Here is a 13,004-nt window from a genome sequence, read left to right on the forward strand (position 1 = left end):
GCGGACAATAGGAAAGCAACCCTTTCGGCCCTCGACAAATAAAACGGTTATCCCTTAAAAATTGTACTTTACCCTCAACATTAATTGACAGACTTTCCCACAGAGCTTGCTTTATACTTATGAAACAAGAGAGAGAAACAGATAAGTAAGACAAAAGAGGAAAGGGGTCAGATGTGAAAATCTATCTGGATGTCATTTGGCTGTTGAACTTTTGTTTTGATTCTCTTTTGCTTTTATTGACCGCCTTTATTTTAAAACGCCAGGTAAAAAAAAGAAGAGTGGCCGCCGGCGGTTTCATCGGGTCAGCCATTGTGCTTCTGATGTTTACGCCTGTTTCTCCCTTTGTGGAGCATCCGGCGGGAAAAATGGCGTTTTCAGTAGTCATCGTGCTTGCGGCTTTTGGCTTTAAACGGTTCCGATACTTTTTTCAAAATTTGTTCGCCTTTTATTTCGCGACTTTTCTCGTCGGCGGGGGAATGATCGGCGTACATTCCCTGCTGCAGACAGAATCAATTGTGCAGCAAGGCGTAATGGTCACAAGCCAGACCGGATTCGGCGACCCGATCAGCTGGATGTTTGTAGTTATCGGATTTCCGGCCATATGGTTTTTTTCGAAAAAGAGAATTGAAGACATCGAGACGAAGTCCATTCAGTACGATGAACTTGTCATGGTGCAGGCGGAATTCAGCGGACAGACAATCCGCGCGAAAGGATTGGTGGATTCCGGGAATCAGCTGTATGATCCGCTGACGAAAACGCCGGTCATGATCCTTCACATTGACAAATTCGCTCCGATTCTCAGCGAAAAGGAAACGGCCCTCATCAAATCCGCCAGTCCGCTTGAAGTGATAGAGCAGCTTGATGATTCGTTCCGCCATGCGGATAAGCTGAGGCTGATTCCGTACAGGGGCGTCGGCCAGGACAATCAATTTTTACTCTGTTTAAAGCCGGATTACGTCACGATTTTAACAAAAGACGAAATGATCGCTTGTGAAAAATGCCTGATCGGCATCAGCACGAAACCATTATCCGCGGACGGTGAATTTGACGGAATCGTTCATCCGAAGATGCTGACAGGGAAGGCTGTAAAACATGTTTCCTGACGAAAAGTCTGTTATTCATCATACTCAAAACGCGTTGTATTTAGAAGGGGGAGGAAGATGAAAAAACTTAAGCTGCGTCTGACATATTTGTGGTATAAATGGCTGATGAAACTCGGACTGAAAAGCGATGAAGTGTATTACATAGGAGGAAGCGAGGCGCTGCCGCCGCCTTTGTCTAAAGAAGAGGAGCAGGTGCTCTTATTAAAGCTGCCGAGCGGGGATCAGGCGGCGCGGGCCATTCTGATTGAGAGAAACTTACGTCTTGTCGTTTACATTGCCCGCAAATTCGAAAATACCGGCATCAATATCGAGGACTTAATCAGCATCGGCACCATCGGTTTGATCAAAGCGGTAAACACTTTTAATCCGGAAAAGAAAATCAAACTCGCCACCTACGCGTCGCGATGTATCGAAAACGAAATTTTAATGTACTTGCGCCGAAACAACAAAATCCGTTCAGAGGTGTCCTTTGATGAACCGCTGAATATTGATTGGGACGGAAACGAGCTGCTGCTTTCGGATGTGCTCGGCACAGATGATGATATTATTACAAAAGACATTGAAGCCAATGTGGATAAAAAACTTTTGAAAAAAGCGCTTGAGCAATTAAACGAAAGAGAAAAGCAGATTATGGAACTGCGTTTCGGGCTTGTCGGAGAAGAAGAAAAAACTCAAAAAGATGTAGCCGACATGATGGGGATTTCACAATCTTATATCTCCCGGCTCGAAAAGCGGATTATCAAAAGACTGAGAAAAGAGTTTAACAAAATGGTGTAAAATTTTTTCCATCTGACAGCCCTTACTGCTGCAAGGATTGCCGCAGCCGGATGTTTATTTCTGTAAAATGGCGGTGCATATTTTTCCCACCCGAGGAGATACTTAACGTTGTACAGCAGCTCCTAGTGGGAGGGAAAAACGTGTCAAGAAATAAAGTCGAAATTTGCGGGGTGGATACCTCCAAATTACCGGTGCTCAAGAATGAAGAGATGAGAAAGCTGTTTAGGCAATTACAGGATGAGGGCGATGATTCAGCGAGGGAAAAGCTTGTAAACGGCAATCTGCGCCTTGTCTTAAGCGTCATTCAGAGGTTTAACAACAGAGGAGAGTATGTTGATGACTTATTTCAGGTCGGCTGCATCGGACTAATGAAATCCATTGATAATTTTGACCTAAGCCATAATGTTAAGTTTTCAACATACGCTGTACCGATGATTATCGGAGAAATCCGCAGATATTTGCGGGATAACAATCCGATCCGCGTCTCGAGGTCGCTTCGCGATATCGCATATAAAGCGCTTCAAGTAAGAGAGCGGTTAATCAGTGAGACAAGCAGGGAGCCGACAGCAGAGGAAATCGCCAAAGTTCTTGAAGTGCCCCATGAAGAAATTGTGTTTGCCCTTGACGCCATCCAGGATCCGGTTTCACTGTTTGAGCCGATTTATAATGACGGCGGCGATCCGATTTACGTGATGGACCAGATCAGCGATGAGCGCAATAAGGATACACAATGGATTGAGGAGCTGGCTCTGAAAGAAGGCATGAGAAGACTGAACGAACGGGAAAAAATGATTTTGCGAAAGCGCTTTTTCCAAGGGAAAACCCAAATGGAAGTCGCTGAAGAAATCGGCATATCCCAAGCTCAGGTCTCAAGGCTTGAAAAGGCAGCCATTAAACAAATGAATAAGAATATCCATCAATAACGGAAAAAGCCTTTAAACCTTGTTTAAAGGCTTTTTTCATGCGATGGTTTACGTTTGCAAAAAAGTGATGTATTCTAATGTGTAAAAGTTTTTAGAAAATTTAAACAAAGCAAACGGAGGAAACTTCAATGATTTTACAGCTGGACAGTGTGTCATTAAAAAGAAACGGGAAATGGATTTTGAAAGATATTAACTGGCACGTCGAGAAAAACGAAAATTGGGTGCTGTACGGATTAAACGGAGCCGGAAAAACGGCTTTGCTGAATATGTTATGCTCTTATTACTTCCCCACTTCAGGAGAGATGCAGGTGCTCGGCCATCAATTCGGCAAAACAGAGCTCGGTGACAGGCTCAGAAGGAAAATCGGCCTTGTTTCGGCAGGTCTTCAGCACAAATTATATGCCGCGGACTCCGCTTTTGAAATCGCCCTCAGCGGCGCGTACGCCTCAATCGGGCTGTACGAAACTCCGAGTGAGCAGGTAAGGGAAAAAGCGATCGGTCTTCTGAAGGATTTGGGCGCCATCGGTTACGCCGACAGACGGTATGAAACATTATCACAAGGGGAAAGACAAAGAGCGCTGATTGCGCGGGCGCTTATGGCTGATCCGGAACTGCTGATTCTGGACGAACCCGTGACGGGTCTTGATTTTATGGCAAGGGAGCAGCTGCTGGACACGATTACGTCGATCGCCGAAAAAGAAAATGCGCCGTCCATCCTTTATGTCACCCATCACGCTGAAGAAATTCTGCCGGTATTTGATCAGGCGCTGCTTTTAAAACAGGGCGAGGTGTTCGCCTCCGGGAAAATCAGGGACATGCTTTCTGACGAGCGGCTTACAGCGTTTTTCGATATGCCTGTTAATGTCTTATGGAACAATGGCCGCCCGTTTTTAACCCGTGCAAAAGAGGCATCATCCGTAAAATAACATAAATTCACCCTGGGGGTGCTGCCATGCGGCTGAGAGAGACGTTGTCTCAACCCTTAAAGGACCTGATCCGGATCATGCCGGCGGAGGGAAGCGGTGAAAAAAGCGGAGGAAGATCCGTTTTTTACCCGTTTCATTTCATGAATGAAACGGGTTTTTTGATACAGCCAAAGGGGAGATTTCCAATGCATCAGATTGATATGCTGTTACACCAGGCGGAGAAACGGCGGCACGACTTCATACATATTGCTGAAAGACTGATAGCCTTTCCGACTCCGGCCCCGCCAGCAAGAAATACGGCAGAAGCCCAAAAGTGGGTGGCCGGATTTTTAAAAGAAACGGGCTGCTCGGTCGATATGTGGGATGTGTATCCGGAAGATCCGAATGTAGTCGGTGTTTTAAAAGGGACAGATTCAAGCAGGCATCAAAGCCTGATTTTAAACGGACACATTGATGTGGCAGAAGCCGGGGGCGAAGACTGGCACTCTGACCCGTTTCAGCCGCACGTAAAAGATGGCATGCTGATCGGAAGGGGCGCCGCTGATATGAAAGGGGGTTTGGCGTGTGTTCTTTTCTCTCTGAAGCTGATCCATGATGCCGGCATTAAGCTTCCGGGCGACCTCATTGTACAGTCTGTAATCGGAGAAGAAGTCGGTGAGGCGGGGACGCTGGAATGCTGCAAACGCGGCTATCACGCGGATTTTGCCGTTGTCGCGGATACGAGCAGCCTGCATATTCAAGGGCAGGGCGGAGTCATCACCGGCTGGATAGAATTGAAAAGCAAACAAACATTTCATGACGGCATGAGGCGCAATATGATTCATGCGGGCGGAGGCACATTCGGAGCGAGCGCCATCGAAAAAATGGCGAAAATCATCACTGCCTTGGGAGAGCTGGAGCGCCACTGGGCGGTAACGAAAAGCTATCCCGGTTTTGCGCCCGGCACCAATACGATCAACCCCGCCGTCATTGAAGGCGGAAGACACGCAGCGTTTGTCGCCGATGAATGCCGGTTATGGATCACCGTCCACTTTTATCCGAACGAAACGCACGAACAAGCAGCCGCAGAAATCGAAGACTATATTAATCGTGTCGCTGACAGTGATCTGTGGCTCAAAGAAAACAGGCCGGTGTTCAAATGGGGCGGATCTTCGATGATTGAAGACAGAGGAGAGGTGTTCCCGGCGCTGGAAATCGACCCGGATCATCCGGCAGTTTCTGTCTTGGCTGCATCACACTCAGCCGTCAGAAAACAGGAGCCCGTCATTGATGTTTCCCAAACCGTAACTGACGGAGGGTGGCTTTATCATGCCGGGATTCCGAGCGTCATATACGGTCCCGGCGATTTAAAAAACGCCCACTCCGTAAACGAGGAAGTGTCCGTTGATGAGCTTATGGACTATACGAAAATTATGCTGAGATTTATCCTCGGCTGGTGCAGCCGCAAAAAAGATTGCCCGATGTGACAAGGTTCAGCCCGGCCGTTCATATAATAGGAAAAAGAACGGGCAAAGGGCGTGATACGGATGATCAGCATATCTGAATTTCAAATAAAAGATGTGGTAAACGTGTCGAACGGAAAAAAACTCGGAAGCATCGGTGATATTGATATTAACGTGACAACGGGAAAAATTCAGGCGATTATTTTAGGCGGCAGCGGAAAAGTTCTCGGTTTTTTCGGAAAAGAAGAGGAAATGATCATTCCTTGGCGAAATATAGTTAAAATTGGGGAAGATGTCATCTTAGTGCGTGTAAACGAACCAAAGGGGGGAGCGTAATCCTCCCTTTACTTGTAAAAAGCCGGAAATCTCAATGTTTCCGGCACATTTATTTATCTCATTTTTCAATCAGCCGCTAAACGTATGCTTAAAATTGTGTTAAAATGAGTGGGAAATTACGCTTTTTTAATGTTTGTCGAAAGGTTGGATCTCCATGAATACATATCACCCGTTTAGTCTTACCACCCCCTCGGCACTCATGATAGAAGACTGGAACTGTGTGAATCAGCTTAACACAAAGGTCATCGCCGGATTCACAACGAAAAACGGCGGGGTCAGCAATCCTCCGTATGAGTCATTAAATACCGGATTGCACGTCCGGGACGAAGCTCATGATGTTGTGACAAACCGTGAAGTCATAGCGTCCTTATGCGGTACTGATCTGGATTCCTGGGTGTTCGCCGACCAGACACATGAAAACCGCGTCCGGCGCGTGACAGCCGGGGATAAAGGAAAAGGAGCGAGAGACTATTCTTCCGCATTCCGCGGGACGGACGGGCTCTACACGAAAGATGCGAATCTTTTTTTGGCCCTTTGTTTTGCGGACTGTGTGCCCTTGTATTTTTATGACCCGGTGAAATCCATTATCGGCGCTGCCCATGCCGGATGGAAGGGGACGGTCAAACAAATCGGACGCATCATGACGGAACGCTGGGTAAACGAAGAAGGCTCCCGTTTAGCAGATATTCAGGCTGTCATCGGTCCGTCCATCAGCGCGGAAAGCTATACAGTCGACGACCGCGTCATCAATGAAGTGCGGGCGCTGCCTTTTACGGCTGAATCCGCCATATGCGAAACGGAAAAAGGCCAGTATCAGCTTGATTTAAAAGAGGTCAACCGTCTTCTTCTGATACATTGCGGCATTCCGGAAGAAAACATTTCAGTCAGCGGTTTATGCACCGAACGAGAGCATGAACTATTCTTTTCACACCGCCGCGACAAAGGGAAAACGGGACGCATGATGTCCTTTATCGGAATGAAGGAGGCGTAAGATCTTGCGTGTTGCTGATCAATTACGACATATAAACGAAAGAATAAACGAAGCATGTAACAGATCGGGCCGAAGCCCCGAAGATGTTACCGTCATCGCGGTTACAAAATACGTATCAGCCGAAAGGGCTCAAGAGGCCGTTGATGCCGGTATTACAAGTCTGGGAGAAAACCGGGATGCCGAGCTTATCCATAAGCAGGAAGTCATCAAAGGCAGCCCGGAGTGGCACTTTATCGGCAGTCTTCAGTCCAGAAAGGTGAAGGCCGTCGTTGACCGTGTATCTTATATTCATTCCTTAGACAGACTGTCATTGGCAAAAGAGATTGAAAAACGGGCGCAGCATGCGGTTCGCTGTTTTGTGCAGGTGAATACTTCGCTTGAGCCGTCTAAGCACGGTTTGAAAACAGAGGAGGTCATCCCCTTTATCAGAGAGCTTTCTGAGTTTAGAAACATTTCTGTAGAGGGCCTGATGACGATGGCTCCCCTGACAGACGATACAGAAACGATCAGAGCCTGCTTCCGGCAATTGCGTGATCTGAGGGATCAGGTGCAAAAACTGCATCAGACAAACGCACCGTGCCGGGAACTGTCAATGGGCATGTCAAATGATTATGAAATCGCTGTTGAAGAGGGCGCAACTTTTATCAGAATCGGCTCTTCATTAGTCGGAAATGAACCGGGGGGTGTAAACAAATGAGCATGAAAAATAAACTGAAAAACTTTTTCTCAATGGATGAGGAGGAGTACGAGTACGAATACATTGAAACGGAGCAGGATCATCCGGAAGAGCATGAACAGCAGAAAGATAAACAGCCTGCTTACGCTCAGAAGCCGCAGGGCAAGCAGAACGTAGTAAGCTTGCAAAGTGTTCAGAAATCCTCTAAAGTGGTGTTGAGTGAACCGCGTGTATATGCGGAAGCGCAGGAAATCGCCGATCATTTAAAGAACAGGCGGGCGGTTGTCGTCAATCTGCAGCGCATCCAGCATGATCAGGCGAAAAGAATCGTCGACTTTTTAAGCGGTACTGTCTACGCCATCGGCGGCGACATTCAGAGAATCGGTTCAGATATTTTTCTGTGCACGCCTGATAATGTCGACGTTTCCGGTACGATTTCGGAGCTTATAAATGAAGACGAACATCAGAGGTGGTAAAGCAGGATGATTCTTTATCAAATTTTTTCCGTTCTGAGTTATTTAATTTACATCTACTCGTTTGCCCTGATCATCTATATCTTTATGTCATGGGTGCCGAGTACGAGAGAAACGGCGGTCGGACGGTTTCTCGCAGCGATTTGCGAACCGTATTTAGAGCCGTTCAGAAGGATCATTCCGCCCATTGCCATGCTGGATATATCCCCGATTGTAGCGATTATCGTGCTTCGGTTTGCCACGACGGGACTTTGGGGCCTATACCGCATGATCGCAATGTATACTTGAATGCGACAGTTTGATACGGGCTTGGCACCAGCCAAGCCTCTTTACATAGAAAGGAAAGAACATGAGCGATATTTACCAGCACTTCAGACAAGACGAGCGGCCTTTTATTGATCAGGCGCTTGAATGGAAACAGATTGTCCTGGACCAGTATCGGATGAAGCTGACTGATTTCTTAGATCCCAGAGAACAGGTCATTGTAAAAGCCGTTATCGGCGACGCCTGCGGTCTTGCGTTTTTCGGAGGATATGACAGAGCTGAGCGCAAGCGCGCGATTTTATACCCTGAATATATGGAACCTGAACAGGATGATTTTGAGCTTCGGGCTTTTGACGTTCAATACGCTGAAAAATTCGTCAGCATTGACCACCGCTCTCTTCTCGGATCATTAATGGGGATCGGCTTAAAGCGGCAGAAATACGGCGATCTGATTTTCTCTGAGGAAGCCGTGCAGCTGATCGTCTCCGGTGAAATCGCCGATTTTGTCAGCACTCAGCTGACCAAGGCGGGCAAAGCGCCGGTAAAGCTTGAGAAAATCGAGCTTTCCGCTATTCACATTCCCGCTTCAGATGTCGAAATAAGGGATGACACGGTTTCTTCATTGCGTCTCGACGCCGTCTGCGCTTCAATGAGCAGGCAATCCCGTCAGAAAGCGCAGGCGCTTGTGAAAAACGGGCTCGTTAAGGTGAATTGGAAAGCCATTGAAGATCCGTCTTATCAGGTTGCTGAAGGGGACATGCTCTCGATTCGCGGCTTCGGACGATGCAGTTTGGCAAAAGTTGACGGAAAAACGAAAAAAGACAAATGGAAAGTTACATTTGAACGGCAAAAATGAGTCGTTTTTTCAGTTTTTTTCTCCATCTGTGCCGTATTTGTTTTATAATGTGAACTAGATAACCGTACTGAAATGTAAAAATGGAGGTGGCAATATGCCATTAACGCCGAATGATATCCATAACAAAACGTTTACAAAAGGTTTTCGCGGATATGATGAAGATGAAGTAAATGAATTTTTAATGCAGGTCAGAAAAGATTATGAAATCGCACTCCGTAAAAAAACGGAGCTTGAGGCGAAAGTGAACGAGCTGGACGAAAAAATCGGCCACTTTGCCAATATCGAAGAAACGCTGAATAAATCAATTCTCGTAGCTCAGGAAGCCGCAGAAGACGTAAAGCGCAACTCGCAGAAAGAAGCGAAGCTGATCGTCCGTGAAGCAGAAAAAAATGCTGATCGCATCATCAATGAGTCGCTTTCCAAATCAAGAAAAATCGCAATGGAAATTGAAGAGCTGAAAAAACAGTCTAAAGTCTTCAGAACACGTTTCCAAATGCTGATTGAAGCGCAGCTCGACCTGCTGAAGAACGATGATTGGGATCATCTGCTGGAATACGAAGTCGACGCGGTATTTGAGGAAAAAGAATAATTTTCTGATTTTCTTGACATTCTCCGGCCCGTTCGAATATAATACGTTCATAAATTCAGATGAAAAGACGATTGAAAGGGACCGGCATGACTCAAAACAGGCTATAAAGCGACCCGGGGAAGGTGAAAGCCCGGGATGGCCGGAATCATGCAGATCAGCCCTTTAGTTTCCTTTCTGAACCGAGAGTAGGATAGGACGTTCCATCACGTTACGATGTTCGAGAGGAAAAGACGGATGATCCGTTTTTTCTAAAAGGGTGGTACCGCGAGATAAGCTTTCTCGTCCCTTATGGGATGAGAGGGCTTTTTTTATTTTCTGAAAAATGTTGTGGAGGAATGAAAATGGATTACAAAGATACGCTGTTAATGCCGAAAACAGATTTTCCGATGCGCGGAAATCTGCCGAATCGTGAGCCGGACATGCAAAAAGACTGGGAGGAGCAGGACATTTACCGTCTTGTTCAAGAACGGACGAAAGACCGCCCGAAATTCGTGCTGCATGACGGACCTCCTTATGCAAACGGAGACATCCACATGGGCCATGCCCTGAACAAAATCCTGAAAGACTTCATCGTCCGCTATAAATCAATGAGCGGCTACAACGCACCGTACGTGCCGGGCTGGGATACGCACGGACTGCCGATTGAAACGGCGCTGACGAAAAACAAAAAAGTAAACCGGAAAGAAATGTCAGTAGCAGAATTCCGCAAACTATGTGAAGAGTACGCTTGGAAGCAAATCGAGGGACAGCGTGAGCAATTCAAACGTCTTGGTGTCCGCGGTGACTGGGAAAACCCATACGTGACATTAAAACCGGAATACGAAGCGCAGCAAATCCGCGTATTTGGTGAAATGGCAAAACGAGGCTACATTTACAAAGGCCTTAAACCGGTTAACTGGTCACCTTCAAGTGAGTCTGCTCTGGCTGAAGCCGAGATCGAATATCAAGACAAACGTTCAGCATCTATTTACGTCGCTTTTGGTGTAAAAGACGGTAAAGGCGTTCTTGAAAACGGCGAGCGCATCATCATTTGGACAACAACGCCTTGGACAATTCCGGCGAACCTCGGAATCTCAGTGCACCCTGATCTTGAGTACAGCGTGATTGCAGTAGGTGAAGACCGCTTTGTCGTAGCAAGTGCCTTAGTCGAAAGTGTTGCATCAGCATGCGGATTTGATCAGTATGAAGTGACAAGAACGGTCAAAGGAAAAGACCTTGAGAACATTATCGCTGAACACCCGCTATATGGCAGAGACTCTCTCGTTATGCTTGGTGAACACGTAACAACTGATGCCGGAACAGGCTGTGTTCATACAGCGCCAGGACATGGGGAAGATGACTTTATCATTGGCCAAAAATACGGTTTAGATGTGCTTTGCCCGGTCGATGAAAAAGGTGTAATGACAAGCGAAGCTCCTGGGTTTGAAGGCATGTTCTATGATGATGCAAACAAAGCGATCACACAGCAGCTCGATGAAAAAGGCGCACTTGTGAAGCTTGAATTCATTACTCACTCTTATCCGCATGATTGGAGAACAAAAAAACCAACCATTTTCAGAGCGACAGCGCAATGGTTTGCGTCTATTAAAGATTTCAGATCAGACCTGCTGGATGCCATTAAAGAAACCAAATGGGTTCCTGAATGGGGTGAGCAGCGTTTGCACAACATGGTTCGGGACCGCGGAGACTGGTGTATTTCCAGACAGCGTGCGTGGGGTGTGCCGATTCCGGTATTTTACGCTGAAAACGGAGAACCGATTATTACAGATGAAACCATTGAACATGTTTCTGAATTGTTCAGACAGCACGGATCAAACATTTGGTTTGAAAAAGAAGCAAAGGATCTTCTTCCGGAAGGCTTTACGCATCCTGGCAGCCCGAACGGCACATTTAAAAAAGAACAGGATATCATGGATGTTTGGTTTGATTCAGGCTCTTCACATCAAGCAGTGCTTGAAGAACGTGATGACCTCGTTCGCCCGGCTGATTTATACCTAGAGGGATCTGACCAATATCGCGGCTGGTTTAACTCTTCTCTTTCTACAGCAGTAGCCGTAACAGGAAAAGCGCCGTATAAAGGTGTGCTCAGCCATGGGTTCGCACTGGATGGAGAAGGACGCAAGATGAGTAAATCAATCGGTAACGTTGTTGTTCCGGCTAAAGTCATGAAACAGCTTGGTGCCGACATCTTAAGATTATGGGTATCGTCAGTGGATTATCAGGCGGACGTTCGCGTGTCTGACGCCATTCTGAAGCAGGTCGCGGAAGTATACCGGAAAGTCCGCAACACGTTCCGCTTCCTTCACGGCAACCTGTTCGATTTCAATCCAAGCGTCAATGCCGTGGATGTAAAAGATCTCCGCGAAGTGGATCAATATATGCTGATCAAGCTGAATAAGCTGATCGATAAGGTAAAAAAAGCGTACGATGAATATGAATTTGCGGTTGTTTATCACAGCATTCACAATTTCTGTACGATCGAGCTCAGCTCCTTCTATCTTGATTTTGCAAAAGATGTTGTGTACATCGAGCATGCGGATCATCCGGACCGCCGCAGCATGCAGACGGTCTTCTATGAAACGCTGCTGGCGTTAGTGAAGCTGACGGCGCCGATTCTCCCGCACACGGCGGATGAAATGTGGTCTCACTTATCATTTGTTGAAGAAGCGAGCGTGCAGCTGACAGATATGCCGGAAACCATCGCTGTTCCGGACAGTCAAGCGACAGAAGAAAAGTTCGACCGCTTCATGGAGCTTCGAAACGACGTGCTGAAAGCTTTGGAAACAGCCCGTAACGAAAAAATTATCGGAAGATCATTGGAAGCGAGCCTGACTTTGTATCCGAACAAAGAAAACCGCGACCTCTTGTCATCCATTAAAGAAAACATCGCGCAGCTGTTTATCGTCTCAGAACTGACAGTAAAAGACGAAAGTGAAGCGCCGGAAAACGCGCAAAGCTTCACAACAGGAAAAATGACCGTAGAAAAAGCGGAAGGCCAGATGTGTGAACGTTCCCGCGTAATTTCTAAAGATGTCGGAGCCAATCCGAAATATCCGACATTATCACTGCGCAATGCGGAAATCGTTGAAAAATATTATCAAAAATAATAAATGAGAAAGCGCCCGGTGACAGCCGGGCGCTTTTTTACATGCCACTAATGTCATCGATTAGAACGACAGGAAAAATCTTATGGGCTTCAAATGGCGCTCTGGGGGCAACAATAAAGCTATAACATCAAGAGCAGGAGTTGTGATGAATGAATGATCAACTGACCGCAATCCACACGGAGCTTCTCATGATGAAAGAAGAACTTCAATCAAGATTATTCGAATATTCTTGCTTTCAAATGTCAGCATCTGTTGAACCTTCAATGAACGACCAAGAAGCAACTCTGATCTATCATATAAAAGAAGAACTTCAGGACGTTCTTCTTGCCCTGTCTAAGTTTGAAAACAATACGTACGGTTATTGTGAAAAAACAGGCGACCCCATTCCGATTGAAAAACTTGCGGTGCTGCCGACGGCCAGAACCGCTGATGATTTTTATTATCCCGCTCAATTTGAAAAGAAAACCCTTCCATATTGGGAACCCGGAGATTATGCGTATGATCAGGCGCTGTATGAGTGACAGCGTCTGTTTGCATGCGC

14 protein-coding genes and 1 riboswitch are annotated in these 13,004 nt (G+C 46.6%); all 14 genes read left to right on the forward strand.

Translation table 11 applies throughout. The annotated features are described in order from the left end of the window. Positions 1 to 173: 173 nt before the first annotated feature. The 14 genes from spoIIGA (at position 174) to NSQ37_RS13630 (ending at position 12,984) form a co-directional block, all read left to right on the forward strand. A complete protein-coding gene (spoIIGA, locus tag NSQ37_RS13565) occupies positions 174 to 1,103 on the forward strand; it encodes a sigma-E processing peptidase SpoIIGA (RefSeq protein ID WP_025284698.1) in 930 nt (309 codons plus the stop codon). Between the two features lie 57 nt (positions 1,104 to 1,160). Further along, positions 1,161 to 1,880: an RNA polymerase sporulation sigma factor SigE gene (sigE, locus tag NSQ37_RS13570; RefSeq protein WP_007409714.1), complete on the forward strand. Its 720-nt coding sequence runs from the start codon at positions 1,161 to 1,163 to the stop codon at positions 1,878 to 1,880. A gap of 140 nt (positions 1,881 to 2,020) precedes the next feature. Next, on the forward strand, positions 2,021 to 2,803 hold the full coding sequence (sigG, locus tag NSQ37_RS13575; RefSeq protein ID WP_003154420.1) for an RNA polymerase sporulation sigma factor SigG: 783 nt from the start codon (positions 2,021 to 2,023) through the stop codon (positions 2,801 to 2,803). A 128-nt stretch (positions 2,804 to 2,931) separates the two neighbouring features. Continuing rightward, the gene (locus tag NSQ37_RS13580) at positions 2,932 to 3,729 is read left to right on the forward strand and encodes an ABC transporter ATP-binding protein (RefSeq protein ID WP_163113620.1); all 798 of its coding nucleotides are present in this window, start codon (positions 2,932 to 2,934) and stop codon (positions 3,727 to 3,729) included. Positions 3,730 to 3,733: 4 nt separating this feature from the next. Further along, positions 3,734 to 3,838, forward strand: a riboswitch (TPP riboswitch). 76 nt (positions 3,839 to 3,914) lie between these two features. Beyond that, the gene (locus tag NSQ37_RS13585) at positions 3,915 to 5,195 is read left to right on the forward strand and encodes an acetylornithine deacetylase (RefSeq protein WP_025284699.1); all 1,281 of its coding nucleotides are present in this window, start codon (positions 3,915 to 3,917) and stop codon (positions 5,193 to 5,195) included. Between the two features lie 60 nt (positions 5,196 to 5,255). Further along, on the forward strand, positions 5,256 to 5,507 hold the full coding sequence (locus NSQ37_RS13590) for a YlmC/YmxH family sporulation protein (RefSeq protein ID WP_003154415.1): 252 nt from the start codon (positions 5,256 to 5,258) through the stop codon (positions 5,505 to 5,507). A gap of 154 nt (positions 5,508 to 5,661) precedes the next feature. After that, the gene (gene pgeF / locus NSQ37_RS13595) at positions 5,662 to 6,498 is read left to right on the forward strand and encodes a peptidoglycan editing factor PgeF (RefSeq protein ID WP_253612994.1); all 837 of its coding nucleotides are present in this window, start codon (positions 5,662 to 5,664) and stop codon (positions 6,496 to 6,498) included. Between the two features lie 4 nt (positions 6,499 to 6,502). After that, positions 6,503 to 7,195, forward strand: coding sequence for a YggS family pyridoxal phosphate-dependent enzyme (locus NSQ37_RS13600; protein ID WP_007409718.1), 693 nt, complete (start codon positions 6,503 to 6,505; stop codon positions 7,193 to 7,195). Further along, positions 7,192 to 7,650, forward strand: coding sequence for a cell division protein SepF (gene sepF / locus NSQ37_RS13605; protein WP_007409719.1), 459 nt, complete (start codon positions 7,192 to 7,194; stop codon positions 7,648 to 7,650). The genes NSQ37_RS13600 and sepF overlap by 4 nt, the downstream gene beginning before the upstream one ends. Before the next feature lie 6 nt (positions 7,651 to 7,656). Beyond that, positions 7,657 to 7,935 (forward strand): YggT family protein, encoded by a 279-nt coding sequence (locus NSQ37_RS13610; RefSeq protein WP_003154408.1) that lies wholly within the window; start codon positions 7,657 to 7,659, stop codon positions 7,933 to 7,935. Positions 7,936 to 7,996: 61 nt separating this feature from the next. Continuing rightward, complete coding sequence (locus NSQ37_RS13615; protein ID WP_253612992.1) at positions 7,997 to 8,767, forward strand: YlmH family RNA-binding protein; 771 nt, start codon at positions 7,997 to 7,999, stop codon at positions 8,765 to 8,767. 94 nt (positions 8,768 to 8,861) lie between these two features. Then, positions 8,862 to 9,356: a septum site-determining protein DivIVA gene (gene divIVA / locus NSQ37_RS13620; RefSeq protein ID WP_003154406.1), complete on the forward strand. Its 495-nt coding sequence runs from the start codon at positions 8,862 to 8,864 to the stop codon at positions 9,354 to 9,356. A gap of 341 nt (positions 9,357 to 9,697) precedes the next feature. Next, positions 9,698 to 12,463, forward strand: a complete 2,766-nt coding sequence (gene ileS / locus NSQ37_RS13625; protein WP_253612990.1) for an isoleucine--tRNA ligase — start codon at positions 9,698 to 9,700, stop codon at positions 12,461 to 12,463. Positions 12,464 to 12,612: 149 nt separating this feature from the next. Continuing rightward, the gene (locus tag NSQ37_RS13630) at positions 12,613 to 12,984 is read left to right on the forward strand and encodes a TraR/DksA family transcriptional regulator (RefSeq protein WP_007409725.1); all 372 of its coding nucleotides are present in this window, start codon (positions 12,613 to 12,615) and stop codon (positions 12,982 to 12,984) included. Positions 12,985 to 13,004 lie beyond the last annotated feature (20 nt).

The sequence above is a fragment of the Bacillus sp. FSL P4-0334 genome (assembly GCF_038004825.1).
In the GTDB taxonomy this organism is placed as follows: domain Bacteria; phylum Bacillota; class Bacilli; order Bacillales; family Bacillaceae; genus Bacillus; species Bacillus velezensis.